24 protein-coding genes and 2 tRNA genes are annotated in these 26,561 nt (G+C 40.6%); 2 read left to right on the forward strand and 24 right to left on the reverse strand.

Translation table 11 applies throughout. The features are described from left to right. Positions 1-293: 293 nt before the first annotated feature. Complete coding sequence (locus H9L19_RS03290; RefSeq protein ID WP_187529725.1) at positions 294-1,340, reverse strand: WxLIP family cell surface protein; 1,047 nt, start codon at positions 1,338-1,340, stop codon at positions 294-296. 226 nt (positions 1,341-1,566) lie between these two features. Here H9L19_RS03290 and H9L19_RS03295 point away from each other — a divergent pair, with 226 nt between their 5' ends. After that, a complete protein-coding gene (locus tag H9L19_RS03295; RefSeq protein WP_187529726.1) occupies positions 1,567-2,214 on the forward strand; it encodes a hypothetical protein in 648 nt (215 codons plus the stop codon). Between the two features lie 70 nt (positions 2,215-2,284). On the opposite strand, the gene H9L19_RS03300 is transcribed toward H9L19_RS03295, so the two are convergent. Continuing rightward, positions 2,285-4,738 (reverse strand): phosphoketolase family protein, encoded by a 2,454-nt coding sequence (locus H9L19_RS03300; RefSeq protein ID WP_187529727.1) that lies wholly within the window; start codon positions 4,736-4,738, stop codon positions 2,285-2,287. A 307-nt stretch (positions 4,739-5,045) separates the two neighbouring features. Here H9L19_RS03300 and H9L19_RS03305 point away from each other — a divergent pair, with 307 nt between their 5' ends. After that, positions 5,046-5,867, forward strand: a complete 822-nt coding sequence (locus H9L19_RS03305; protein WP_187529728.1) for a WxL domain-containing protein — start codon at positions 5,046-5,048, stop codon at positions 5,865-5,867. Between the two features lie 107 nt (positions 5,868-5,974). Here the strand turns inward: H9L19_RS03305 and H9L19_RS03310 are convergent, their stop codons facing one another. From H9L19_RS03310 to H9L19_RS03410, 22 genes are all read right to left on the reverse strand, one after another. Then, a complete protein-coding gene (locus H9L19_RS03310) occupies positions 5,975-6,676 on the reverse strand; it encodes a GntR family transcriptional regulator (RefSeq protein WP_187529900.1) in 702 nt (233 codons plus the stop codon). A 139-nt stretch (positions 6,677-6,815) separates the two neighbouring features. Then, a complete protein-coding gene (locus tag H9L19_RS03315; protein WP_187529729.1) occupies positions 6,816-8,210 on the reverse strand; it encodes an MDR family MFS transporter in 1,395 nt (464 codons plus the stop codon). 19 nt (positions 8,211-8,229) lie between these two features. After that, positions 8,230-8,928 carry a hypothetical protein gene (locus tag H9L19_RS03320; protein ID WP_187529730.1) on the reverse strand — a complete coding sequence of 233 codons (699 nt, stop codon included), beginning with the start codon at positions 8,926-8,928 and terminating at the stop codon, positions 8,230-8,232. Positions 8,929-8,958: 30 nt separating this feature from the next. Next, positions 8,959-9,102: a hypothetical protein gene (locus H9L19_RS03325; RefSeq protein ID WP_187529731.1), complete on the reverse strand. Its 144-nt coding sequence runs from the start codon at positions 9,100-9,102 to the stop codon at positions 8,959-8,961. An 11-nt stretch (positions 9,103-9,113) separates the two neighbouring features. Further along, entirely contained in the window at positions 9,114-10,163 is a 1,050-nt protein-coding gene (locus H9L19_RS03330; RefSeq protein ID WP_187529732.1) for a GNAT family N-acetyltransferase, read from the reverse strand. Between the two features lie 135 nt (positions 10,164-10,298). Beyond that, the gene (locus tag H9L19_RS03335; RefSeq protein ID WP_187529733.1) at positions 10,299-11,669 is read right to left on the reverse strand and encodes an MATE family efflux transporter; all 1,371 of its coding nucleotides are present in this window, start codon (positions 11,667-11,669) and stop codon (positions 10,299-10,301) included. A gap of 133 nt (positions 11,670-11,802) precedes the next feature. After that, on the reverse strand, positions 11,803-13,434 hold the full coding sequence (locus tag H9L19_RS03340) for an ABC-F family ATP-binding cassette domain-containing protein (RefSeq protein WP_187529734.1): 1,632 nt from the start codon (positions 13,432-13,434) through the stop codon (positions 11,803-11,805). A gap of 184 nt (positions 13,435-13,618) precedes the next feature. Continuing rightward, positions 13,619-14,401, reverse strand: coding sequence for a metal ABC transporter permease (locus H9L19_RS03345; RefSeq protein WP_187529735.1), 783 nt, complete (start codon positions 14,399-14,401; stop codon positions 13,619-13,621). Then, positions 14,394-15,089 carry a metal ABC transporter ATP-binding protein gene (locus H9L19_RS03350; protein WP_187529736.1) on the reverse strand — a complete coding sequence of 232 codons (696 nt, stop codon included), beginning with the start codon at positions 15,087-15,089 and terminating at the stop codon, positions 14,394-14,396. The genes H9L19_RS03345 and H9L19_RS03350 overlap by 8 nt, the downstream gene beginning before the upstream one ends. Further along, positions 15,086-15,991: a metal ABC transporter solute-binding protein, Zn/Mn family gene (locus H9L19_RS03355; RefSeq protein ID WP_187529737.1), complete on the reverse strand. Its 906-nt coding sequence runs from the start codon at positions 15,989-15,991 to the stop codon at positions 15,086-15,088. Before H9L19_RS03355 ends, H9L19_RS03350 begins: the two co-directional genes overlap by 4 nt. Next, positions 15,978-16,454 (reverse strand): MarR family transcriptional regulator, encoded by a 477-nt coding sequence (locus tag H9L19_RS03360; protein WP_187529738.1) that lies wholly within the window; start codon positions 16,452-16,454, stop codon positions 15,978-15,980. The genes H9L19_RS03355 and H9L19_RS03360 overlap by 14 nt, the downstream gene beginning before the upstream one ends. A gap of 212 nt (positions 16,455-16,666) precedes the next feature. Then, a complete protein-coding gene (locus H9L19_RS03365) occupies positions 16,667-18,364 on the reverse strand; it encodes an acyltransferase family protein (protein WP_243198210.1) in 1,698 nt (565 codons plus the stop codon). Further along, positions 18,349-18,507 carry a hypothetical protein gene (locus H9L19_RS08285; protein ID WP_243198211.1) on the reverse strand — a complete coding sequence of 53 codons (159 nt, stop codon included), beginning with the start codon at positions 18,505-18,507 and terminating at the stop codon, positions 18,349-18,351. Before H9L19_RS08285 ends, H9L19_RS03365 begins: the two co-directional genes overlap by 16 nt. Positions 18,508-18,824: 317 nt before the next feature. Continuing rightward, positions 18,825-19,598, reverse strand: a complete 774-nt coding sequence (locus H9L19_RS03370; protein ID WP_187529739.1) for a DUF975 family protein — start codon at positions 19,596-19,598, stop codon at positions 18,825-18,827. A gap of 146 nt (positions 19,599-19,744) precedes the next feature. Continuing rightward, positions 19,745-21,196 carry a peptide MFS transporter gene (locus tag H9L19_RS03375; protein WP_420832605.1) on the reverse strand — a complete coding sequence of 484 codons (1,452 nt, stop codon included), beginning with the start codon at positions 21,194-21,196 and terminating at the stop codon, positions 19,745-19,747. Between the two features lie 373 nt (positions 21,197-21,569). Beyond that, positions 21,570-21,641, reverse strand: a tRNA-Gln gene (locus H9L19_RS03380). A 4-nt stretch (positions 21,642-21,645) separates the two neighbouring features. After that, positions 21,646-21,731: transfer RNA gene (locus H9L19_RS03385), tRNA-Tyr, on the reverse strand. Positions 21,732-21,778: 47 nt separating this feature from the next. Beyond that, positions 21,779-22,600, reverse strand: a complete 822-nt coding sequence (locus H9L19_RS03390) for a metallophosphoesterase (RefSeq protein WP_187529741.1) — start codon at positions 22,598-22,600, stop codon at positions 21,779-21,781. A gap of 11 nt (positions 22,601-22,611) precedes the next feature. Continuing rightward, entirely contained in the window at positions 22,612-23,844 is a 1,233-nt protein-coding gene (locus H9L19_RS03395) for an MFS transporter (protein WP_187529742.1), read from the reverse strand. Between the two features lie 133 nt (positions 23,845-23,977). Then, on the reverse strand, positions 23,978-25,078 hold the full coding sequence (locus tag H9L19_RS03400; protein WP_187529743.1) for a sensor histidine kinase: 1,101 nt from the start codon (positions 25,076-25,078) through the stop codon (positions 23,978-23,980). Positions 25,079-25,081: 3 nt separating this feature from the next. Then, positions 25,082-25,780 (reverse strand): response regulator transcription factor, encoded by a 699-nt coding sequence (locus tag H9L19_RS03405; RefSeq protein WP_420832602.1) that lies wholly within the window; start codon positions 25,778-25,780, stop codon positions 25,082-25,084. Positions 25,781-25,812: 32 nt separating this feature from the next. Further along, entirely contained in the window at positions 25,813-26,514 is a 702-nt protein-coding gene (locus H9L19_RS03410; RefSeq protein WP_187529745.1) for a DUF1129 domain-containing protein, read from the reverse strand. Positions 26,515-26,561 lie beyond the last annotated feature (47 nt).

Below are 26,561 nucleotides of genomic sequence, written 5' to 3' on the forward strand. Positions count from 1 at the left end.
TATGTTTTTATTGCGTTATATTAATCGCTATTTACCCTTACTTCGTTTATTGTCCGATCAAATCGTGATGTCTTTATTCATTATCGCGCTACCAATTAAACAAAAATACAAACGCAATTATCATTAGCTCCAAAAACTCAATCAATCGTCATAGCTTGTCTATATTAAACCAAAATTGGTTGACAACCTTCAGTTCAATACCGAAAGATTGACAACCAATTGATTAATTAAATGCAAAACCCATGGCATTCACCATTTTTTCAGCGCGCATTTGTTGTTTTTACCAAACACACCTAGTTGGTTTGGTCCTGCTTTTTGCGTTTTAAAACCACAAATACTAGTACACCACTCAAACCGGCAAGACAAACAATAATCAGCCAAATCCACCAAGGAATGCCAGTATCATGCACAATTGACACATCCTTTGCATTGAGTGTTTTTGCTTTTGCAGCCGAAATAGTGAAGTTTTTTGTAAAGTACCACGTGTTATGGGATGATTTAACCGTCATTTTCATGCGATATCTACCGGCTTTAAATGCCGTTCCTTCAATACTTAACGGATAATTAAAGACTGTATTCGGCGCAATTTGCATATTTGAACGCTTGCTCTCATATAAAACCTTCTTGCTGTTTGCCCGATAAACTTTTGATTGAATGGCAACACGATTAATATAATTTTCAGATTTATTGTGCAGTTCAGACATCACCGCATTACGTAATGATACTTGCCCAGCAGTGACTTTCTTCAAAGTGAGCTTTTCAGGTACTGTATGATCTGCTTGCGTTTGCATCACAATCCCGATTGCGTAAGCATAGCGATTTAAGATTGAAATCCCGGCTTTTTTCTTTGTTTGTTGATTATCATTCACTTTTGCTTGAGTAATTGAAACACCACCAGCAACAATTCCTGGCCATGTTTGATTTGGTACATGAATTGTAAATGTGAAAGGTACCGTTTGATGGGCTGGTACCGTTATTTTCTTAGGAAAATCGGTGGCTTTTCCTAAATCAAAGGGAATTGTTTGATCTAACTTGTTTTTCGATGGTGCGTATTCAACAACCCCATTAACATTCGTCTTGGCCGTCGTGACTGCTGTAATCATCTCTTGTGCATCATCAGTTGCATTGGTTAAATTGACCGTTAATTTTTGATCCTCTCCAGGTTTAACCAATAAATCAAAATAGGTGTGGTTTTTATTAAATTGATTACTGGGTAAAACTGCACTCACGCTAACTCCCATCGGGTTAACCGGTGTATTTTTTTGTTTGGCATTAATGCCAGCGACACAGCCTGTCAGCCCAATGATTAAACTCATCATTCCCAATCCAATTTTTTTCATATGTATGTATTCCCTTCCACTGATTTCAATCACTGACACATCTATTCTTTAAAAATAATTCAAAGAATTGATTTTTTTATGACTTTTCTTTGTTATTTCATTTTTTCATCTTAGTATTATCTTCATGCTCTCTTCACGGTCACTCACTATACTAATAACATAAGACATATAGATTTACTGACACCACTGAAATCTCAATCAATCATACATAATCAGGTAAATACTTATGAAATTCAAATTTATTTTTATTCCTAGTTTGGCTTATTCAATGTTGATTCTTATCAATTCAGTCAACCTAACATCTGTGATAGCCGCCAATACGACTAGCCCTAGTTACTTTTCACTGAACGCACCCGAAGGTAACCTGTCAATTACTGCCGCACCAATTAATTTCGGATCAGTTGATCTGGCCAGCCTTTTATTGAAACCAGAATATAATCAACACTTTATTATTGCTAATACCGATAGCAATCTGAAAGAAGGTATAACCATTGCTGACTCTCGATTACAGCGGCCAAGTTCGGCTGACCATATCATAACAGTTAAACAATCGAAAGGCTGGTACTATGATGGGGATAGTCCAAGCGATTCAGCCTATTTCTCTGCCTTAGAAATGCCGATTAATATTGGACCACCTACGATAAATTTTCCAATAACCGATACATATAAGTTCAATCCAAATATTACGTCGCGTGGCATTCAAATCATTAATTATTCTTTCTCAGCTTGGGGAATTGATGCTAATGAAACGGGAATACCAGATAATCTCTGGTACTTGCACATACCAAGTCATTCACAAAAAACGATTAAACCTGGGGCATTAACATCTGAAGTGACTTGGTCTATTTCAGATGAGCCATCCGCAGAAAGCTAATGCAACGACAAAAAAGCAAGCGGTATTAAACCACTTGCTTTTTTCAATTACATTATTTAATCGTGATTGATTAAACCAATGGTGACCACTTCCAGTCAGTGAATTCTTCAATATCACGTCCTTCGTTACGAGTAACGTCGAAGTGCTTTGCCAAGATGTCATCCATCTCTTTAAAGAATCCAGCAGCCTTAGCTTCATCAACGACACCATTTGCCAACAGAGCTTCAACAGCTTCCTTAGCTTGGTGGAAACGATCCAAGTGTGAGTAAACACGCATGTCGTAAGTCGTTGTAATATCACCATCTTCACGGTATCCGTGAACGTGAAGTCCAAGATGTGCACGCTCGTAGAAGAATGATTCAATCAAATCTTCGTAACCGTGGAATCCAAAGACAACAGGTGTTCCTGACTCACCGAAGAACTTAGTAAATTCTTCGTCAGTCAATGAACGCTCTTCGTTCATAGGACCGTTCTTCTTTTGCAAACGCATCAATTCAACAACGTTAACATAACGCATTGCAACATCAGGGAAGGCATGGTTAACAATGTTCAAAGCTGCCAAAGTTTCGATTGTTGGCTCAACACCAGCAGATGCGAAGACGATATCAGCCTTACCTTCTGGCGCAGTAGATGCCCAGTCGATAACCTTCAATCCTTCAGTAGCCAATTCAGCTGCTTCTTCAACAGAGAACCATTGTTGACGAGGTTGCTTTGAGGCAACGATGTGGTTAACCTTGTGACGTTCAGTAAACGCACGACCAAAGACAGCCAACAATGAGTTACCATCAGCTGGCAAGTATTGGCGAATGAAGTCAGACTTCTTTTCTGCCAAGTGTGTCAACATACCAGGATCTTGGTGAGTGTAACCGTTGTGGTCTTGTTGGAATACAGTTGATGTTGAAATCAAGTTCAATGATGGGTAATCATTACGCCATGATTGTTCTGATGCATGACGCAACCACTTGAAGTGTTGTGTAATCATTGAATCAACAACACGCAAGAATGATTCGTATGATGCAAAGACACCAACACGACCAGTCAAGGTGTAAGCTTCAAGCCAACCTTCAGCTTGGTGCTCTGACAATTGTGAATCAAGGATACGACCTTCTGATGCTTCATATTGGTCAAATGGTTCCTTAACTTCTTCCATCCATTGACGGTTAGTGATGTTAAACATTTCCCATAGACGGTTTGACATCGTCTCGTCAGGTCCGAAGATACGGAATGACGTTGGGTTCAACTTAGAAACAGCAGCGAAGTAACCTGACAAAACGTTCATGTCCATGTTACGGTTACCGTCAGCTAATTCAGTTCCACGGTTTTCTGCAGTAATGTCGTTAGTGAATTCTTTCCAATCTGGCAAAGTCAAATCAGTTGCTTTTTCACCACGGGCACGACCACCGTTAGCCAATGGGTTTGAAGCCATACGCTTGTCACCCTTAGGTGCCATTTCGGCAACTTCGGCCTTCAAAGTACCATCAGCATTGAACAATTCTGTTGGCTTGTATGAGTTCATCCACTCTTCAAACTTAGGCAAAGTAGCAAGCTTCTTTTGTGCAAGAGGCAATGGTACTTGGTGCGCACGGAATGAACCTTCGATAGGTGCACCTGACTCGTCATGAGTTGGTCCACCCCAGCCCTTAGGCAAACGAGCGATAATCACTGGCCAAGCAGCGATGGTACCGTCAGCGTACTTTCCGTTTTCACGGGCATCCTTTTGAATAGCTTGGATATCTTCGATCGCTTGATCAAGAACCTTAGCAGCCAATTCGTGGTATGCAGTGTAATCATGAATATCATCGTTTTCAATGAAACGAGGTGAGTATCCAAGACCTTCGAAGAACTTAGTGATTTCTTCGTCTGACATACGTGAGAAGATAGTAGGGTTTGAAATCTTGAATCCGTTCAAATCCAAGATAGGCAAAACCGCACCGTCATTCTTTGGGTTGATAAACTTGATTGAATGCCAAGCAGTCATTGATGGCCCAGTTTCTACTTCACCATCACCGATAACTGTGAAAGCAATTTGGTCAGGATTGTCCAAGATTGCACCAGTTGCGTGTGACAATGAGTATCCAAGTTCTCCACCTTCGTGTAATGAACCTGGTGTTTGAGCTGTCATGTGTGATCCAATTCCACCAGGGAATGAGAACTTCTTGAACAACTTTGACATACCCTCAACATCTTGTGTGATTTCAGGGTAATTTTCAGTATATGAACCGTCCAAGTATGAGTTTGTAACCATAACTTGTCCACCGTGACCAGGGCCACCGATGTAGAACATGTTCAAACCATACTTGTTGATCAAACGGTTAGCGTGAGCGTACAAGAACGTTTGTCCTGAGATAGTTCCCCAGTGTCCGATAGGCTTAACCTTCACATCGTCAGCGACGATAGGTGTTCCAGTAACTGAGAACAATGGGTTGCTCTTCAAAAAGATCATACCTGCTGAAAGGTAGTTGGTAGCACGCCACCAAGCATCAACCTTAGCAAGGTATTCCTTTGAATCAAAATCTACTGCCATTTTGATTAAATCTCCTTTATAGGTGTGAGAAATATGAATTAAAACTTAGGGACAATCCCCTAAGAACAACTCCATGATAACAGAATAATGTTTAGGTTTCAATAGAAAATGTTGAATTGGACCGCACCAATTTAAATAAATTTAAGATTCTCGTTTCTAACAGTCGTATCTAACGCAATAAACACCAATTAAAATCCCTTTTTGCATATTCTGCACACTTCACCCCATGATTTTTCATATCCTCTTGTTACATTAATAATGGTTTTAATCTCATTTATGAATTTACGAAAATAATGGAGAATGCAGTATGAAAAAATTCAAATATTTTTTCCTCATCATTGGGATTGGCATCAGCGCTACTTATGGTTTCCTCAGCGTTCAAAAAATGCATGCCCAACATTCCAATGCGACAGTCCACTTCTATGGTAAGCAAAGTTCAGCAACTAGTAGTTCGCTCACTCACCCGAATCAATCACACGCCAGTAATGAACGGACAACAACTGAAATGCCTTTGATCCAAAATGTCCCGGCGCCATTAGGGGCAGATAACCTATACATTACATACGCATCACCAATCACATTTTCTCCGACAGCAAATGGACTAACATCTGATGCGACCTATCATGGTATTTATTTTGCCCACAAGCACATCCTACTTCCAAATCCAGATCAAGTGTCAATTGATAATGAATTGATTACTACCGCGCCATTTTTACAAATACATAGTGCAACAAGTCAACACCATTTCTGGTGTGCCACCGTGACTCACGACGACACTTTCACTGCCAGCAATGGGGATACCTTGAAAAATGCAGCTCTCGTCATGTCAACCACTGACCAGCAGACGGACAATCCAGATACAATTGCTTCCCCAGCCTTTACTCGCTACTACAATGAACAGACCATGCCTGTAGGCCAAGAGATGTGTGTCATGGCGGGACCTGAAGCACATACGCCTGGAAATTTCACTTATTCATTTGGAAAAACCAATACCGACAAAGACACAGTATCGGAAGGATTATCCGTTGCAATTCCAGCCGGAACGTTAATGAAAAATAAAACGTATCAAACGCATCTGACCTGGCATATTAATGATGTACCATTGGAAGCCCATCAAGGGCGTCATTAATCTATTAGTCCTTAATCGCCAGTTGATTCATCATCACTTCAAATTAAAAAGTGAGGCATCACTCAAGAAACCTCACTTTTTTATTGAATCAATGCATAGTCACTAATTTATTCACCATCCATTGAAACGAATGAATTATAATGCATATACCGATAATGAACCCGCATCGTTCCGTATTCAAATGGGGTCCCATCATCTAGGAAATAGATTCCAGACATTACACCGACTGGTTCGTTTTCATTTAAATCTAACATTTGTTGATCACGGGCATTTGAAGGTTCAACCGTCACGGTCACAAATGATTTTGTGACCGCTTTTTTAGTTGCTGTTTCAGCATAATGAAACATCGAATACTTAAAATTTTCTTCAGTTGCCATAGGCAATAGTTTAACTGGAATTAAGGCTTTTTCCAACATGAAATACTTACTCTGTAACGTTCTTAATCGTGATACGTTCCAAACTTCTTCCCCTGGCTCTAAAAACAAGGCCAAACGGGTTTCTTCATCGGCTGGCTCTTTTTTTGCAGACAGCAAATGAATAGCTGGTGTTTCACCATTGTGTCGAAACGAATCAGAAACACCTAAATTAGCGCCCATTGAACGAAATAATGATTTATTTTTTAAATAAAGCGGGTTAACAAATGTACCGGCCCCACGTTTTTTAAAAATAATTCCCTGACCAACTAATCCACTCACGGCACGTTTAATCGAACTCCGTGACACATTGTATTCAGCTGCTAGCGACCGTTCATCTGGTAATTTCAATGTTTCAAAGGCACCTGCATTAATTCTTTTTTGTAAATCAATCATCACGCGCGCATAAATAGCGCCTTCTTCTGCCACAGTCTTTTTTTCCTCTCACTGTTAATCATGTTTTCTATTATACAACAAAATTGGTCCAACCAAAATGAAATGGTCGGACCAATTTTTAATTTAACAATAACTGGCATCACGCTGATGGTTGGCGCTTATGCAACAATAATGTGAGCAAGCCAGAAACAACAATAATCAATGATGCCATCCAAAATGCAGTATGAATACCTTGCATTTCAGCGACTTTCAAAGAATGACCGGCTTGTTTTTGTGCTAAGGTTACCAAACTATACACCGTAATTAGGGCCGCTGTCCCAAACGACGCTGCCACTTGGCGAACTGTTGTAAAGGCGGCTGATGCGTCAGGCATCAAAGCTAATGGCACTGCATTAAATGCTTCAGTTTGAATCGGCATCATGACTAAGACTAGTCCCACTTGGCGGATAAATTGCCCCACAACCGGCACCCAAAGGGGTGTATCAAGCGCTAAACTTGAAAGAATCACGGTACCAACAAAAGTAATCCCCAAGCCAATCGGTGCCAAGACGCGCGCACCATACTGGTCATAAAGTTTACCAGATGTTGGTGACAACATCGCAGTCACTAAGGCACCTGGCATAATGACCAAGCCAGAAATCAAAGCAGACGTTCCTCGTACCGTCTGCATGTAAAGTGGCAACATCAATGCTCCACCATAAAGCGCGGTCATCAAAACCACGTTAATCAATACGGCCACCCAAAAATTATGATAAGTGAAAACTTTGAAGTTTAACAAAGGCACACTCGTATGCGTCTGTTGAAACACGAAACCATAGGTCACTAATGACCCAATTAAAATAAAGGCCCAAACGTTTGGACTGGTCCAATCGCCGGTTCCCACATTTGAGAAACCATACAATAACGTACCCAATCCAATCGATGACAAAATCACGCCAACAAAATCGAACTTCAAGAACTTTTGTTCCCCGATATTGCCTAACATCAATGCGGCGAGCACTAAATCAATAATCATCAGTGGGGCGATGCCCAAGAATAACCAACGCCATGAGACATTTGAAACAATGAATCCTGACAAAGTAGGTCCAATTGTCGGCGCAAAATTTAATGCTAACCCAATGATTCCCATGGCGGCACCACGTTTGTCACTGGTAAATAGATTCATCACGATCACGTTCATTAATGGTCCAAAGACACCACCGCCAATCGCTTGAATCATGCGTCCAGTGATTAAAATTGGATACGTTGGCGCGAACCCAGCAATTAACGTCCCCGTCGCAAAAATCACCATCGCTGTTAAGTATAAGTTTCTTGTTTTATACCGTTGAATTAAAAAAGCGGTTAATGGGACCATCACCCCATTCACCAACATGTAACCATTTGTCATCCATTGGCCAAGTGCCGTCGTGATGTTAAATTCTCGCATAATACTAGGTAATGCGGTATTCATTAACGTTTGATTTAGAAAACTCAAAAAGACACCGGCCATTAAAATATACAAAACGCCACGATCACGTTTTGACAGACTCTGCATATACACTCCTATCTACTACTTACCGAATAAGCAGTCTTGCAATAAATTGAATAACAAGCCCCAGCACAATCAATAATCCAAAGAAAATTAAAAATGGTCGTGTTAAATGTGACCAGACCATTACTGCCTGGATTTTTCCGATATATATAACTACCATACTACTAATTGTTAGTAAGAACAAATACAGAATCATCCCCGTGCGGGCACCACGCCAATCTGACGCACTCAAATCAATTCCAAAGAACAATGTCAACATCAAATAAAGCCATAAACCGCCTTGCCACCATGTATTGGGCCAAGCAAAAGGCATTTGAACTAAACTTGGCCAAAGCCAAAGGGTCACAATATACATCACCCCACTAATGCCAAAGATGGGTGCAATCCCGATAAAAAAATTTCCAAGCATTTGATATTTATTTTTGACATCATACGCATGTTGTACATAGCCCAATGTGCCATTTTGGTCTGGTCGCTGTAAAAGCACCATTTTTTGAATACGATGTCTAAACACAATGGCTATCAACGCGTGTGATAACTCATGCACGATAATACCTAACCATGCCAAATATACCTTTCCCCCGATAAGCCGGCTATTGCGACGCATGATCAACGACACAAGATAACTCCCAATAATTGGTATCACAAAAAAAGTTGCAATGATTATCAACCACATTGCAACAAATGGATATTGTTCACTTAACATGTTTAAATTTTTCATCTATCAATATCCTTATTTAAAATTAAACTGTTATAACCACAGCCACCCAAATAAAGTGACTAATAAAATAACCCCGCCCAACATGATGAGCTGGCGACGTTTTAGATCTTTTCCAACCACCATTAATGACACACTAATAAACAATCCAATTAACGCTAAGATATCCTTAATCATGAGTTACTCCTTTAATCTGCTTCATTTGGAAAATATAATTGTCCGTCAACCGTTTCAAGTACCGTTGGGAACAACTCTTTCAAACTTAAATCAGCCTGTCCAAAAGTAGCCGACGCTTTAACTTTTGTTTGTTCAATTGGGACATACCCAAAATTAGGCCAATACTCAGGTGCGGTCTGGGTCACCAACATGACTGCTGGCGATGACAAAACAACTGCAATTTCAACCTCAGCTTGCAACCGCCAACCAATTCCGCGACCACGGTATTGCGTGGCCACGACCAAGGGGTTAAGTAGACCAACCAACCATTCATCATCTTGGTTTTTTGCCTGAAGCAGTGTCGGTGTTACTAAGGCATACCCAACTAGCTTGCCGTCTAGTTTAGCCACAATTTCTGTTGGCGGGTACATACCATGTGCTTGACGTGCTTGTTGTATCAGTTTTTGAGACGCCTGTCGTAATTGTTGATCTGAAATATTATCAATCATTAACTGGTCAATAGCTGCATAATCACTAGGGACTGCAAAATGAAATGCGAGCTTGGCAAGCGGATGCATATGATTCATCTGCCGTAAAGGTAAACGGTCAAATAAGTAACCCAATTCACGCAACATATCAACTTTTTGTAAATCTGATTGTCGCATTTCAGTTGGCCGCGCTGATGCTGTGGCCAATGTATCAAAGAGACGCGTCAAATCATAGGCTGTTAATACTCGATAATCGGGTTGACGATGTTCAAAGATATAATCCATAGGAACCGCATGTCCCAACAATTCCGTTAGTTCACCATAACTAATCAAGGCCAATGATAGATGCCCATCGAAAAACACAGGGTCGTCCACTGCCCCAATTCGATTGAAACCCATCGCTTGCAACTGTTGATTTAACTGATCATTGTCAGCAATAACTGCATCTGGTAAAGCTATCGGCACCACCGTTGCACCAAAATCATAACCAGTAATCATTTCCATGGCTGTCGTGCCAACCACAATCGGCACGAGTTCAAGTGCGTTAAATTTGACCATCGTCATTTCAAAATACGTAAACTTTTCAACGTCCAAAACTCACTCCTTTCGCCATACAGTCCTTCAACTCTTAATTATACAGTATGACTCATTCATGTCATTGCCCACACTATCAAATGACGTTTCAAATGAATTAATTCTCTAATTCACTCAATGATGGATTCGTTATCATTATAATTTTAATTGGGACTCATCCTGATTTTGAATTTGGCGCATAATTTTTTTATGAAACTTCAACCATGCAGGTACCAAGAATGACACTGATGCCATCCATGCCAGAGGGTTAGAGAAACTAGCGCCAAAGAAGCCAAGCCAAACCACCAATGTAAAGGCAGCTAATGACCGCATCAGCATTTCCCCAATACCAGCCATCGTGGGTGTTTTTGTGTCGCCTAATCCTTGTAACGCATATCGTAAGACAAACAAAACCGCTAGAATAGCATAAAATGGCCCATTCGCCCAAAAGAAGATTTGAGCCAGATGCTTCACTTCGCCTGCATGACCACCAGCTTCATTCAAAAATAGATTGACTAAATAATGCCCAAAGATAATTTCAGCCACCCCTAAAACCACTGCTGAACCAATACTCATCTGCAAAACCCGCTTCATACCGTCAATAATACGTTGATATTCGCGAGCGCCATAATTCTGAGCTACATACGTTGCCATCGTCACCCCAAATGACATCAAAACCAACACTAAGATTTGGTCGACCTTCGAGGCGGCAGTATACCCTGCCACTGAGTCCGTCCCCAATGAATTAATAGCCGCTTGTAGGGTCATTGATCCAATCGCAATAATTGATTGCTGAAATCCCATTGGCAACCCTGCCGACAGATGGGTCCGAATTTCGGCTCGATCCCATTTTAAATCAGCCCATGTAATATGCAATGCTGGAATATAACGCACGATGTGCCACCAACTCGTTAAGGTTGAAATACCATAGGCAACAACCGTAGCGAAAGCAGCCCCAGCCGTCCCCCATTTAAAGACGAGAATAAAAATCAACTCTAATACGATATTAATTAACATCCCCAAAATCAAATGATACAGTGGCGCGCGCGAATTACCGACTGCCCGCATGGCATTTGCTAAAACATTATAGCCAACTTGAGTAATCACACCACCCCAAATCACCAAAATAAAGATGTGCGCCATCTCAAAGATTGGTGTTGGCGTTTGCATAATGACTAGTAGTGGGCGTAAGCCGACCATACCAATAGCTGTTAAAAAAATGGTGACAACAAAAGCCGCCATGATACTCTGCCCAAAAGACCGTTTCACACCTTGCATATCTTTAGCCCCATAGCGCTGGGCGGTAATAATCGACATCCCGGATGTTAATCCGCCGACAAAGCCCAATGACAAAAACATAATTGCACCGGTTGATCCGACTGCGGCCAATGCTTTGACGCCTAAGGTTTGCCCGACAATTAATGTATCAATGATATTGTATAAATTTTGAAATAGGTAACCTACAATAATTGGTAGTGTAAATAACACAATTAATTTAGCGGGATTCCCTTTCGTTAAATCTTGCATAACATTGCCTCTCAATTCACAAAAAAGGAGCCGTTAAGCTCCCCCTTCTTAGTCTAACTATAGTTTATTTTAATCAATTTAAGCATAAAAATAAATCGTCTGATTTTATTTATCCCAAAATGACAAATTGTTTTTACAAAACAATTGATTTTTCAAGCATTTGTTTTTGTACTTCAGGATGTGCCATAAATTCATCATAAGTTGTCTCAGCACGATCAATTGATCCTTGATCTGATACGACCACGATATGGTCGGCAATAGTCTGAGCAAATGTATGGTCATGTGATGTGAAAATCAAAGCGCCTTGATAATCAACCAAGCCATCGTTTAGTGACGTAATCGATTCCAAATCCAAATGATTCGTTGGATCATCCAAAATTAAGACATTGGCTTTGGTTAGCATCAACTTTGAAAGCATCACGCGTACTTTTTCGCCACCAGACAAGACGTCTAACGTCTTTTCAGCATCTTCACCTCTGAATAGCATCCGGCCAAGCAAGCCACGCAAGAAAGTATTATCATTTTCTTCCTTTGAGGCATAATCACGCAAGAAGTCTAAAATTGGCATGTCAGGCTTCTCAAAATTACTTCCCATGTCTTTAGCAAGGTAGTCGCGAGTCGTTGTGACACCCCACGTCACAGTCCCACTATCTGGTTCAAGACGACCTGCCAAAATATCCAAAAGGACAGTCGCTGCTACGTCATTTTCTGCCATCACTAACGTCTTTTCATTTGGTGACAAAGTAAAGGTAATGTCATCAAGTAGCTTGACCCCATCGATCGTTTTAGACAAGTTTTCAACGCGCACCAAGTCATTTCCAATTTCGCGATTAATATCAAAATGAATATATGGATACTTACGCGTTGACGGTTGAATATCGTCTAATGTAATTTTGTCCAATTGCTTCTTTCGTGACGTTGCTTGCTTTGATTTAGAAGCGTTAGCTGAGAAACGCGCAATAAAGTCTTGCAATTCTTTAATTTGCTCTTCCTTCTTAGCATTCGCATTTGATTGCAAACGCGCAGCTAATTCTGAAGATTCTTTCCAGAAATCATAGTTCCCAACGAACAACTTAATTTTCCCGAAATCAACATCCAAAATCATCGTTGAAACGGCATTCAAAAAGTGTCGATCATGGGAAACAACAATCACAATATTTTGATAATCAGCTAGAAAATCTTCTAGCCAAGCAATGGTCTTAGTATCTAATCCGTTTGTTGGCTCGTCCAAAATCAAAATATCAGGGTTACCAAACAATGCTTGCGCCAACAAAACTTTCACTTTAGTCGACTCTGGCAAGTCAGCCATCAACGTATGGTGCATCGACTCATCAATTCCGATACTTTGTAAAAGTTGAATAGCATCCGTTTCGGCGGTCCAACCATTCATTTCTTCAAAACGAGCTGATAAATCACCGACTCTAATCCCATCTTCATCCGTAAAAGGATCGTGCAAATAAATGGCGTCCATCTCATTTTTAACATCATGCAATTCCTTGTAGCCTTGCATCACTGTATCCAAAACAGTGAATTCATCAAAAGCAAAGTGGTCTTGTACCAATGACGACATGCGTTCATTGGCTTCCATTGAAACGTTACCAGTTGTCGGTGCTAATTTACCTTCTAAGACCTTCAAGAAGGTTGACTTACCCGCACCGTTGGCGCCAATCACACCGTATGTGTTACCTGGCGTAAACTTTAGGTTAACTTCGTCGTATAATTTTTTCCCAGAAAATGCGACCGAAACATTTGATACAGTTAACATTTGATATACCTATTCCTCGTAAATTGTCTTTCTAATCTTACCATAGTCCCGCGCCCGTGATAAGTATCTCCCTTAATTCTGCGTACTTCTAACGTTAAAAATGTCAAATTTTCATCAATCGACATTACACATACTAGTCGCTTTACTTAATTTGAAAAGCCTCCAAATAATTTGAAGGCTTGGTTCAACGTGTTTTTAACAAACTAAAAAAATAAATACTAGCTTCTAAAAGGGCAATGAAAAAGCTCACTGGTAAGTTAGTCCAATAGGCCAAAACAAGTGCAACCCAAACACCACCAACGGCGAACAAAATCGCAAGTCCAATCATTTGCCAAACTGTACGTCCAAAGCGCATTGCGGCTGACGCAGGTAAAATCATCAGAATGAAAATCAATAGCGAGCCAACGACTTGTGCTGATACAGCAACTGTCACTGCAATCATCACCAAAAAAGTCACATTTAACGCAAGCTGATGCTCTAAACTGTATCGTGCTGTTGTCACATCAAAAGCAAAATGACGTAACGGTCGATATAAAAGCAATCCGACGAATAACACCACCGATGCTAGAGCGACAACTTGCCAAACATTTTCAGCACTGATACTAAAAATTGAACCAAACAAAATGCCAGTTGCCGCGCTGGCGTTCTTTTGCGAAAGTGCTAAAAATGCGACGCCTAGCCCAATGGCGACTGCACTAACGGCTGAAATCACCGATTCTGACCGTTGCTCGCTCAAACCAATTTGACCAATACTAACTGCGGAAACAATCGTGAATAACAACATCCCTAGTAACGGTGACCAACCCATAAAAAGACCAAAGGCAGCGCCCGCAAAGCCAATTTCACTTAGCACATGGCCAAAAAATGCCATGCGCTTTGCCACAACAAAGACCCCAATAAATGCTGAGACAACTGCAATTAAGGTGCCAACGACAAAGGCGTGCTGCATAAACTCATAATTAAACATGCTGTGTCGCCTCCTGACCTTGTTTCATTCGGGAAATTGCCGCGTCAGGTGATGTCCCAAATTCGCTTGTGCCTGCCGTCAAGAATAAATAGTCATCGGCATAACGTTGCACAATATCTGTGTCATGGCTCACCATAATAACACTCAATTCATGATGTTGGCGATAATGATCCACAACATCCATCAACTCAAATTTTGCGTGTTGATCTAAATTAGCCGTTGCTTCATCTAAAATTAAAATCTGGGGGCGTCTAACCAACGCTTGTGCCAAGAATGCCCGTTGTCGTTCACCACCGGACGCTTGGTCAATGCGACGATTAGCAATAGCCGTCAATTTGGTGTCTGCAATAATATGCGTCAGCCATTCCTTTTCAGCTGATGTGAACCAAGGGCGAATTCCATGATCCATGCTTAAACTCACATACTCTTTAATCGTTAAGGGGAACGCCTGCATATCAGCACGATATTGTGGCACATAGGCTACAACCGCTTGCGATGAATGCCATGTTAATTCACCAGCAGATACCGCCTGTTCTCCCAAAATTGCCCGTAACAGCGTGGTCTTACCCACCCCATTTTCACCAATTAAAGCTAAAATATGGTGCGCGGTCAAAGTAAAATTAACATCTTGATATAACCAGCGCCCATCAAAATTAATGCCAATCTGATGGCCTTCTAACAACTTCATTTTTGTAACGCCTCTTCTATCGCAGTTAAAATTTGTAATTGCCATGCAACGTAGGTTAAATGATCTGGTTTAGTTTCAGTTACCTTAACGATTGGCACTTGTTTTTCACGCGCTATCTTTAACGCATTAGCCACAACTTTCCCTGTTGTTTGCGTATTTTCAAAAACCAGTGCCACTTGACCTGATTCGATTTCACTTTGCCAGTTTCTAACCGCAGTTGGCGTTGGATCGTTTCCTTCGTCAACCGCCCGAGCGAATGCCTGATTCGCAATTTTAACATCAAATCCTGCCAGTGCATTATCATAAACCGGTTCCGTCGCCATCACCGTTTTTCCAGCTAGTAATTGTTTTACCGTCGCACGTTTAGCGTTTACCAGCGCCATTTTGGCGCGATATTTGTTTGCATTAGCCGCAAAGTATGCTGCCCGTTTTGGTTCCAACTGACTGAGCTTTTGTGTCAATTCACGCGTCAATCGGTCAACCATTTCCGCACGATACCAGAAATGTTCATTGTCCCCATCCTGATAGTTAAACAGCTGCCCAACATTAATTTGCTTGGCTTGTTTATTAGCACGTGCTAACTTAGTCGCCCAGACATCATATCCACCACCGTTAACAACCACTAGGTCTGCTTGTGCGTAAGTTTTCGCTGTTTGGGCAGTTGGTTCAAAGTCATGCGGATCAATCGTTGACTTATTCAAAATACTGGTCACTGTCCCAGCATTGCCCACAACCGCCTTTGCAATCTCACCATACATATTAAGACTGGTCACAATTGTGATGCCCTGTTGGTTAACTTTTTGGGCTTCATGATTCTGATAAGTACGATAACCAACTAGCGATAACAATAGCAACACGCCAATAATTGGTACGATAAACATGTAGTGTCTATTTTTTACCATGTGCATTCTCCTGCCGTAATTTTGTTTCTAATTGCGTCATGAATTTTGTAATCGTTTGTTGCTCGTCAGCTGAAAAATCAGCTAAAATCTGTTGATATTCTTCAATCGTTTCTCGATGACAACGCGCATGTTCCGAAGCCAAAGTGCCACCGGACGCCGTAATTGTCCAACGAATCACTCGACCATCCTGTTCATCTGCGACAGGTGTCACATACACATTTGGTTCAGCGTACAATCCTTTAACCGCTTTTGTCACAGCTGCTGCCGTCACTTCTAACGCACCAGCCAGTTGTGTGTTCGTCTGTGGGCCATTTTGTGCAAGAAGCATTAGAATATGTCCTTGCGTAGTCGTAATAATATCACCACTATTGCCAAATAAAATCTCACGTTGATTTTCAGAAATCAACCGGACACAATTTAAAAAACCATCAATCTGCTCAGCCACTGCTTCAATATTTGCCATTAGTCTCTCTTTCCTTAACCAGTTAATTAACTGGTTAATAATATAAAATAGATGCCCATTTTTGTCAAATCAAACTGTAATCATAATTATTTGACAGACCACCCGCTTTTAGTCGAGAAACTGCTTCTTTCCAATGAAAAACGCATCAATCAGCTACGCTGATTCATGCGTTTAACTCAATGATAAAAATATATTGAATCCCCGTTAAAAAACTAGCTAGGATGATACTTAAGAATCATTTGTAAAATTAATTTGGTATATGCAAGTGAACCATCAGGATTTGGGTGAACTGCATCTGGACCAAGCCAATCAGTATGACCAGATACCGCTGTGTGCCAATCAATAATATGCAGATTACGATAACGCTTAGCCGCATCGGCTAAATTCGCATCATTTGTGGCAACCCATGGTCGATCGGCATAGGCATTAACCCAATAAATTTGACGGTTCGGGCCGACAGCGGTCATGACCGCGTTAATCATATCTGGTTTCACCACACCATTAGTGCCAACCGCAATTAAAACATTGTCAGCCAATGTTTTATCATGTCCCATTCCGATTAACAAATCAATCACCGATTGCGTTTGGCGTCCCACTTCAGCGTTCACCACCATTTTAGGTAACACTTGTTGCAAATTAGGTGCTGCATTGAGTAATAATGAATCCCCCACGGCTGTGAAATTCAAATCGTTGAGTTGCGACAACGCTTGATCAGTTATTTCAAACCGTTGTGCAATCGCATTATTTTGTGTACTCTGATGCGCACCACTGGTTTGACCATGTTTCTTTTGTGCTTGACGCGCTGCTCGGTTAGCAGCTAGCATCTTTTGTTTATTTTGTTTTAAACGTTTTTCTAAGGCCGACATTGGCTTATCTTTCGCTGAAGCTGCTGTATGAATAGCAGTCACAGTCCCCATCATCAAGAAGAGACTCAATACGGCATAAACCCGTGATGCCCGCGTTAACATAAAATTTTGTTGTCGATAGCGGCGCAACCCTTGTTCAACAAATCGATAACTCAGCTCAGATAATAATAAAACAACAGCAATTTCAATCAAACTAACCAAACCATTTGGATGATGTTTGAACAGGCGTTCAAACGCAACAAATACTGGTAATTGATATAGATAGATGCTATAAGACCGCGTCCCGAGATAATTCAAATAACGATTATTCAATAGCTGACTAAATTGAGATGCGGGGTGTGCTGTAATCGCAACTAATACCCCCATTAACACTGTCACAATGTACATCCCACCGTAGTATGTAATCGACCATTGCCCATTCAGCCATACTAGCGCAATCAACAGCATACCCATCGTGCCCCAGCCAATTAAATTCATGCGTTTTTTCACTGTCTCGCGCACTTTGGGGCGCAATTGGTTAGACGGCCAAACGAAGGCCAAACTCGTCCCAATCAAAATCGCAAACACACGTGTGTCTGATCCATAATAAGCTCGATTGATATTATCTGGTGAATAAAAGAAAGCCAATAAGCCGGCTGACACCAGAGATGCCCCAATAATTCCCAATGAAACTCTCGTTCGACGCCAATTTGTTTTCAATAAAAACAAAACTATAAACGGCCAAATTAGATAAAATTGGCCTTCAATCGACAATGACCACAAATGTGTGAACGGAGAAGCACCGCCCCATTGATCAAAATATGAATCACCATTGACCGTTGCCCATAAATTGTACACATAGGTAACGTTGGTCAACAAAATTGCACGTAAATTGTACAGTAATGCCGGTAAATAGCTGATAATCATGGTTGAAGTTGCCATCAGCATCACAATTAGTGCAGGGTACAATCGCTTAATACGCCGTTGCCAAAAAGCTAAAATACGAATCTGCTTTGTTTGATCGTATTCTTGAATCAAAATATCAGTAATCAAATAACCAGACAATACGAAAAAAAGGGGACACCCAACCAACCACCCGCAATTTTATCTGGCCACAAGTGGAAGGCCATTACACTAATTACCGCTAGCGCTCTTAACCCATCAAAACCGGTAATATAACGTCGCTTGCCTTTCGTATTTTTTTTCATTATTTTGACACTGCCTCATCTTTATTTGAATAAAAACATAAATTAAAATATATCATGTTTTGCTCTTTTTATACAGTTATTATTCCCATTATTTACTGCAACATATTGATATGCAAGACGTCAAAGCTTGTCATATTTTTTGATTATTACTAATGGGCATCAAAAAACCTGTCACAACGAGTTATGACAGGCAATTCTTGCATTTTCTTACGCAATCAACCAACGCAAATAATTATGAGACCGGATACCGATAGTCTTTAATCGCTTATTTGCCCATATTTGACCCATCAAAGCTCATCTGACGTTAGCAAATCACATTAAATTTCATCATCCTCAGATGTCGTTGGATATGGACGCGCAGCGCGAATCTCAGCCCGACTACCGAATTCGCGTTCTCGGCGCAATTCAATATAGAACTCAGCCATTGTTGCTTGATAATATGGAATTACCCAAAAGGCAGCCAATCCTGCCGTTAATGCAACCAAGACCCACCATAAAATAAAACTGAATTGTAGCCAGAAATATTGTAATTTATGACCATCCATCATATCGCGTGAACGTGTAATATATTCGTTCATTGACTCAATTGGTAAACCGCGTTTAACGTCTTCAGCATAGATATACTCAGCTTGTGAATAGGCAATTGATTTAATAATACCAGGTACAATCAAAAGCAAACTCCATAGAATCGTATATAGGAATCGGATGCCCATCAAAACGACTGAATCAACCACTGTTTGCCGACCAAAAAAGTAAAACGATGCGGTAAGTGGCGAACGTGGTGCTTCGTCTGACCGTTGCCAGAGAATTAATGTCCAAACGACACCAAAGCTAATCACGCCAATTAGCACCGCTTCAATCAAACTCGACCATAATCCTTGACCAAGTGAATACAAATAAAAACTGGGCGATGTGATTGAAAGGCCTTCTGATGAGCGACCTTGCGTTGATTCAATGACCGTTTGTTGAACTGAACGTGTTGTTAAAAATAGTTGCCAAACAATTAATGGCCACGTCAAAAAAACAACTTTAAGCCAATCAGTCTTAACCCGTTGCCAACCTCTCTGTCGTAAATTGTAATTTTCTAGCATATTCTAAACTCCTTAAACATAACTGATTATAGTATACTACACTTCTCTCATCGTACTGTTGTTATGCCAACAATCGCCCCTAACTACTTGTAACAATACTCCCAATAAAAAAATCTTGGCCTATCAGCGCCAAGATTTAAAATAAATTATTGAATACCACCCATTAAGCGCTTAACCGTCTTAACCATAAAGAGCATCAAAATCCCCAAAACAACTGCAGCGGCACCAAATCCTAAGAAATAGTGAATTTCAGTTGATGGATTATACAAGCCAACGAATTGTGCGTTCAATGCTGAACCAACTGCTGAAGCTAAGAACCACATTGACATCATTTGTGAAGTAAAGACCTTAGGTGCCAACTTGGTTGTAACTGACAAACCAACTGGTGAAATCAACATTTCACCAATAATAATTAAGGCCCATGAACCAAGTAACCATAATGGTGACACACGTCCTGCTGTGCCCCAAAGTGATCCAGGAATAGCAAGCAATAAGAATGAAGCACCAGCAAACATCAACCCAATCGCAAACTTAAGTGGTGATGACGGCGCGTTCTTTGTCCATTTTGTCCACATCCATGCAAAGAATGGTGTATATAACATAATGAAGAAAGGATTCAATGACTGGAACCAAGCCGCTGGGAACCAAGAAGTGTCGGTCCGATTAGCTGCGAACGTTGCCAATACAACTGACCCTTGTTCTTCAAGCGCCCAGAATAAAACAGCACCTAAGAACAATGGAATATATGCAAGAACCCTTGAACGCTCTTGTTTTGTAACCTTCGATGACGTAATCATCTGAATGAAATATGCCAGCGGCACTAAGACCGCAATAACTGTCAATAGATTAATAAAGTCAGAAATTTGATTCCATCCCATTAAGAACATTAACGAGATAACTAATCCCAAAACGACTAAAGCAATCACAGTCCGGAAAATTAATGGCTTAATTTCTTCTGGTTGAAGCGGATCAGTTGGATAAAGCGCATCTGTTGGCAAATCCTTTTTCCCACCAATATAGTATTGAATCAAACCAAAGAACATACCAATTGCAGCTAATCCAAATGCCGCATGGAATCCCACGCTATTTTGCGTCCAACCAACTAGCAAAGGTGAAATAAATGAACCTAAATTGATTCCAAAGACGAAAATAGAGAAACCTGCGTCACGACGAGGATCATTGACACTATATAATGATCCAACCAATGACGACACATTAGGCTTTAGCAAACCTGTTCCAATGATAATTAAAGCAATTGAGCCAAATAACGCATTTGCACCAAATGGCAATGCTAACACAATGTGCCCCAACATGATGAAGACACCACCGATAAAGACGGCTTTACGCGAACCAATCATCCGATCGGCGATAAAACCACCAAGCGAACCTGATAGATAAACCATCGAAGCATAAATGGCCATAATCGAAGCTGCCACTGCTTTGGTAATGTGTAAATCACCACTAGCAATCAAATCCCACATGTAGTACAAAAGAATTGCACGCATCCCATAATATGAGAAACGTTCCCACATTTCAGTTCCAAATAGGGTCGCTAAGCCCCACGGCTGTCCTAAAAATTTTTTATCTTCTTTCACAATGAACTCCTAAGCTTTCTACAAAATATGTACAAAATTTAATAATGTTACAATAATAGCAGGAGTTACGGCATATTACAAGTTTTCTTAAGAAAATTCATTAGTTTTTATGGCAAAAAACAGTCAAAATAAATATAAAAAGCTATGATAAACATGGCTATAGAATGAGAAAATAACCATTATATTCAAATTAAACTTATTGTTTAATTATTTTTAAAACATTTAATTAATTTCTTGTTTTCAACTGTTAACGTTAACATTCAAAAGATATTAATTTTTATTTTTTTCGCTAATTCTATCTGACCTTTTCAAAAAACAATCAATAACAAAAAATACCATGATAACACCGAAGCGCTATCATGGTATTTAAAATTAGCTGGGGTAGTAGGATTCGAACCTACGCTACATGGTACCAAAAACCACTGCCTTACCACTTGGCTATACCCCATTAATGGTGGGAGGTAAAGGATTCGAACCTTTGAACCCGAAGGAATGGATTTACAGTCCACCGCGTTTGACCAGACTTCGCTAACCTCCCAAGATGTTAAATGCAACACATCAACAAATAAATATAATACAGACATTTTAATCATTTGTCAACACTTTGTAGCGAATTTTGTTTTTCCAACTTTCAATGAACGTTTCTGCCGTCCATTCTGGTATTCTGGCACGTTGATATCCGACACTCACATTATTATAAGCAATCGTTCCCAAATGTCGTGTTAGCAACGTTTGATGTGTATGTCCATAGTAAACCTGTTGCACATTAGGATACTGTGCATATAGCTGCGCATATTGATTTGAACCCATCACACCATTAATCATCAACCAACGCGCCACATGCTGCGGATAACTTAAATCTAGCCCATGGGGTGCAAAATGTTGAATAATGATTACTTTTTTCCCTGCCGTTTGAGCCGCATCTAATTGCACCCCTAATTGCTTTAAACTCAATTGGGTACGTTCTGGGTCCGTCATCGGTTGTTCAATCACACGATCATAATACAATCCGCGTTTAAATTGCACAATTTGATCTCTATCTGGTCCACTGGCAAACGAATAATCGTACCACCCATTATTGCCAATAATTTGCCAATTACCTAAATCCAAGGTTTGATGATGAAAATAATATGGACTCAAGGCTGTCTCTAACTCATCAAAAGACACGTCGCGCCCCATATCATGATTTCCAGCAATAAAGCGTACTAAAACCTGCGTGCCTACCGCAGTTTGTAATCGCGTGACATAATCAAGCGACTTTTCAAAACTATTGAATAAATCACCCGCAATTAAGTAAACATCTACTCTCTGCTGCAATAGATATGCAGCTTGTGCATCAATCATTGCTGACACATCTAATCGATTCACATCGAAGTGATTATCGCTACTGACTGCAATTTTCATCATTTCTACTTCACCTACTCGTCTAAGCCTACAAAATTTGCAGGCATCCGATCTGCTTTTAACACCAAATATGTTGCCAAAATCGTGATACCAATAATCAAGAGCGCGCAACCAACATTACCAATGCGCTGGGACATACTAACCATACCACTTGCCACCATCATACCAACAGGTCGTGAGGCCGAAAAAGCGCCTGAATAAGCTCCCAATTGTGTTGGATTCATCAACTTAGCCCGAATTGTTTGGCTTGGTGCGACGTTCATCATCTCACCAACCGTAAAAATAACCGTTGCTAGCAATGCTGGCCAAAATGAATTGACCAAAAAAGCAACAGCAAAACCGATGCCTTGAATCATCATGCCAAGTGCAAAAGCCATTGTCAGCGACAAACGGCTCATTAGACGCGTCACAACACCAAAAATCAAAACAATCATGGCTGTATTTAAAATCATCATCAATGACAACATTCGCTGGCCATATATACTGACGCCATAAATCATTGTGGTTTTGAATGATTCACCCAAATGCGTTGCCAAATAATAATCCGGTTGCATCATAACCGTGATTGCTGCGACTGACCCAATGAGAAAAAGCAAAAATCGACGGTCAGCAAGTACGCTCACATACGATTTAACACCGTCAAAAAACGTTGTCTGCTCTTGAACTGTTGGCACGTATGTTTCACTCATCAAAAATAACACAATCGCACCATTAATGAGACCAACGCCAACAAGGGCTAACATGAGTTCAAATAAATAGGCTTGAAAAAACCATCCCCCAATTGCCGCACCAATCATCACACCAATATTAATTACCCAATAAATCAATGCAAAAACAAAATTACGATTTTCGGTCGTTGATGCATCAATCATCATGGCTTGTTCAGCCGGATCAGCAAATGAAGCGCCCACAGACGCCATAAAAAAACCAATATAAGTAACATGGTGATTTGTTATCCATGGCGAATTCATTAACATTGCAATGAAATAACCACCAATCATCATTGCAGCCGCAACTAACATCACTGGTTTGCGCCCAATTTTATCGGATAAATAACCACCAACCAATCCTGCAAAGAAGCCTGACACTGCAATTAACAATAAGAGCATACCAGTAATAAAAGCACCAAAATATCGCACATAATAGATAGTCATATTTGGGCCAACGGCACTGCCTAATAGAACCGTTAAAAAGACCGTCAATGTTCGTAGCTTTAAGTTACGGTCAAACGACATGAATTCACGCATCGCTATCTCCCTTCAATACATAGTTATCGCTTAGTATAACAAAAAAAGCATCGATGTCGATGCTTTTAGTCAGTCTCTTCGACACCCCTTTAATGGCGTCACATTTTTCAGGTCACTGGTCACATACCAGCAATTACGCCTCAGGTTGAAGTGGCAGTTGAATGACGAAACTGGTTAAATCACTGTTTGATTCGACGCGAACATTTCCGCCATGACCTTCAATAATGCCACTCACAATTGCTAGTCCAAGACCAGAGCCACCCGTATTCAAGTTACGTGAACTCTCGACCCGATAGAAACGATCAAAAACACGATTTAGCGCCTCAGCTGGAATGGGTTGGCCGTTATTTTCAACACGTACTTCAACCATCTCAGGTGAAATAATTTGTGCTGACAAGCGAATGAATGTCGCACCTTCGCCGTACTTAAATGCATTCGAAATTAAATTCATAAAGACGCGCGCCAGTCGGTTTTGATCCCCGACCATCTCAATCCGATCTTGACTGGTTACCGCACTGACAACAATCTGATTTTCTTTAGATTCTAATTCATAGTTAACGGCCAATTGATTCAACATGGCCGTGAGATCCAATGGGGCAAAATGCAGTTGCATTTTAAAATCGCTCCCATTAACTTGAACATACTCATATAGGTCTTCCACCAAAGAGCGCATATGTTCTGCTTTATCAAAAGCGATACCAACATACTTTTCAACATTATCGGAACTACTGTCCATCTTGACCAACCCTAAATAACCAATTAATGCGGTTAATGGGGTTCGTAAATCATGTGAAATATTACCAATCATTTCATCTTTTGATTTCTCAATCGCTTTCCCTTGCAGTTGTGCGGTTTGCGCGGCATCAAAGACCCCATTAATACTTTTTAGGAGTGGTCGCATATGCCTTGAATGAACCCGAACCGGTAATTGCTGCGTTGCGCCATCAAAGACATGCGCACTCATGCGAACAACTTCTGCCGTAACTAAATGTAATAGCGCATGCTCATAAATGGTATACAAAGTCCATAACCAAATCATCGCACTACCTAGTGAAATAATCCCTATCGCAATTGGTCGATGCTGCCATAACCATTGGGATTCTTTTAGCCAGTTAATTGTCTGCCATTGCGGTTGAATGGCCATACATGCGCCAACAAATAGAAATAAAACCAGAATTGTTGCAATGATATCTTTAATGAGTACTAATCCCCAATCACTGGCTTTTAATTTCATGATTTATAAAACCTCGATTTTATAGCCAACACCCCAAACGGTCTGAACCACTTGATTGCCACCAGTCGCTTCATCCAACTTATCACGCAAGTGTGATACGTGAACCATTACAGTTTTCGCACTGACTACCGATTCTTGTTGCCAAACGCGCTCAAAAATATCATCCGCACTAAAGACACGATTTGGATGTGAAGCTAAGAGATACAAAATGCCAAATTCCAATGCCGTCAGACTGACTTCTGACCCGTCTGCCGTTTTAACCTCATGGCTATCTTTATTGATAGTGAGCGGCCCAATATCCAAAACCTCCGGAATATTTTGTTGCACGCCGTTTTGTGACCGACGCAAAAGTGCCTTCACACGTGCCATCACTTCTAAAGGATTAAAAGGCTTAGTGACATAATCATCCGCTCCAGTAATCAAGCCTTGAATTTTATCCATCGCACCAGATTTAGCAGATAGCATCAAAATTGGCACTGGGTTATCTTTACGAACTTCTTTGACCACCTCTGTACCATTCATTTCAGGCATCATAATATCCAAAATCACGAGCCCAATATCAGGATTGGTCCGTAATTTCATTAATGCTTCTTTGCCATCATAGGCAATCACTGGTTCATAACCTTCGTTTTTAACGTAAATCTCTAACAATTCAGCAATTTCATGGTCATCATCAACAATTAGTATTTTCATAGCCTTCATTCCTCTCTTGTCATATCATGCTTTTACCGTGATTATCGGTTTGGTCGTTGTGTACTACCCAAAAAGCCACCAGTAATGCCTGTGCGCTTGCGCCATGCCCTAAAGCCAAAGAAGGTCACTACCGCAATAATGAGGTAAACATATCCTGGCAAAATTGGATTAATACCCTTGGGAATCAATGAAACCAACAGATAGATTGCAAACCAAAGAATAAATGCCAAAATTGCCGTCACAATCCGTAGCCACCGATTAATCGTTGACGCTGTTGTTAGCTTAGTAATAAACGCAAATAAGATGCCACCTAGTCCAGCAGTGATAATTAAAGCCGTTAACCCGGCAGCCCCAGGGTTTTGTGAAGCGGTGCCAGTTTTTTGGAACAACAATGTAATGCCAAACATCAAAGAGAATAACATAAGGAAAGTCAACGTATTATCAATGGCCAAATCCCCAAATTTATAATTGGCATATGCCATCCCTGTTGCTTTTGTTTTTTGTTGTGCAGAAGCCGTAATTCCCAACGCCGCCTCTGGCGTCCCGTAAATTTGACGGGCCGTTTTACCAACTTTTTGACCAGCTAATAATTCATTTTGAATATTTTGCACCAAAGGCAGTTGCTTTTCTGGTACCGACACTAAAGTGACGACCGCATATACAAACTGCTGATTCCGTTTACTTAATCCAGATGTTGCCAAATCCTGACGAGTTGGCATTTTTAATTCATTTTCTTCAGTCATGATAATCTATCCTTTATGAATGCAATTGATTGTGATTTATATCTAGC

The sequence above is a fragment of the Weissella diestrammenae genome (assembly GCF_014397255.1).
Lineage (GTDB): Bacteria > Bacillota > Bacilli > Lactobacillales > Lactobacillaceae > Weissella > Weissella diestrammenae.

Excerpts from the sequence above, each read along its gene's own strand:
- H9L19_RS03290 (WP_187529725.1), bottom strand. The coding sequence starts at position 1,340 with ATGAAAAAAATTGGATTGGGAATGATGAGTTTAATCATTGGGCTGACA.
- H9L19_RS03295 (WP_187529726.1), top strand. The coding sequence starts at position 1,567 with ATGAAATTCAAATTTATTTTTATTCCTAGTTTGGCTTATTCAATGTTG.
- H9L19_RS03300 (WP_187529727.1), bottom strand. The coding sequence starts at position 4,738 with ATGGCAGTAGATTTTGATTCAAAGGAATACCTTGCTAAGGTTGATGCT.
- H9L19_RS03305 (WP_187529728.1), top strand. The coding sequence starts at position 5,046 with ATGAAAAAATTCAAATATTTTTTCCTCATCATTGGGATTGGCATCAGC.
- H9L19_RS03310 (WP_187529900.1), bottom strand. The coding sequence starts at position 6,676 with ATGATTGATTTACAAAAAAGAATTAATGCAGGTGCCTTTGAAACATTG.
- H9L19_RS03315 (WP_187529729.1), bottom strand. The coding sequence starts at position 8,210 with ATGCAGAGTCTGTCAAAACGTGATCGTGGCGTTTTGTATATTTTAATG.
- H9L19_RS03320 (WP_187529730.1), bottom strand. The coding sequence starts at position 8,928 with ATGAAAAATTTAAACATGTTAAGTGAACAATATCCATTTGTTGCAATG.
- H9L19_RS03325 (WP_187529731.1), bottom strand. The coding sequence starts at position 9,102 with ATGATTAAGGATATCTTAGCGTTAATTGGATTGTTTATTAGTGTGTCA.
- H9L19_RS03335 (WP_187529733.1), bottom strand. The coding sequence starts at position 11,669 with ATGCAAGATTTAACGAAAGGGAATCCCGCTAAATTAATTGTGTTATTT.
- H9L19_RS03340 (WP_187529734.1), bottom strand. The coding sequence starts at position 13,434 with ATGTTAACTGTATCAAATGTTTCGGTCGCATTTTCTGGGAAAAAATTA.
- H9L19_RS03345 (WP_187529735.1), bottom strand. The coding sequence starts at position 14,401 with ATGTTTAATTATGAGTTTATGCAGCACGCCTTTGTCGTTGGCACCTTA.
- H9L19_RS03350 (WP_187529736.1), bottom strand. The coding sequence starts at position 15,089 with ATGAAGTTGTTAGAAGGCCATCAGATTGGCATTAATTTTGATGGGCGC.
- H9L19_RS03355 (WP_187529737.1), bottom strand. The coding sequence starts at position 15,991 with ATGGTAAAAAATAGACACTACATGTTTATCGTACCAATTATTGGCGTG.
- H9L19_RS03360 (WP_187529738.1), bottom strand. The coding sequence starts at position 16,454 with ATGGCAAATATTGAAGCAGTGGCTGAGCAGATTGATGGTTTTTTAAAT.
- H9L19_RS08285 (WP_243198211.1), bottom strand. The coding sequence starts at position 18,507 with ATGAAAAAAAATACGAAAGGCAAGCGACGTTATATTACCGGTTTTGAT.
- H9L19_RS03370 (WP_187529739.1), bottom strand. The coding sequence starts at position 19,598 with ATGCTAGAAAATTACAATTTACGACAGAGAGGTTGGCAACGGGTTAAG.
- H9L19_RS03390 (WP_187529741.1), bottom strand. The coding sequence starts at position 22,600 with ATGATGAAAATTGCAGTCAGTAGCGATAATCACTTCGATGTGAATCGA.
- H9L19_RS03395 (WP_187529742.1), bottom strand. The coding sequence starts at position 23,844 with ATGCGTGAATTCATGTCGTTTGACCGTAACTTAAAGCTACGAACATTG.
- H9L19_RS03400 (WP_187529743.1), bottom strand. The coding sequence starts at position 25,078 with ATGAAATTAAAAGCCAGTGATTGGGGATTAGTACTCATTAAAGATATC.
- H9L19_RS03405 (WP_420832602.1), bottom strand. The coding sequence starts at position 25,780 with ATGAAGGCTATGAAAATACTAATTGTTGATGATGACCATGAAATTGCT.
- H9L19_RS03410 (WP_187529745.1), bottom strand. The coding sequence starts at position 26,514 with ATGACTGAAGAAAATGAATTAAAAATGCCAACTCGTCAGGATTTGGCA.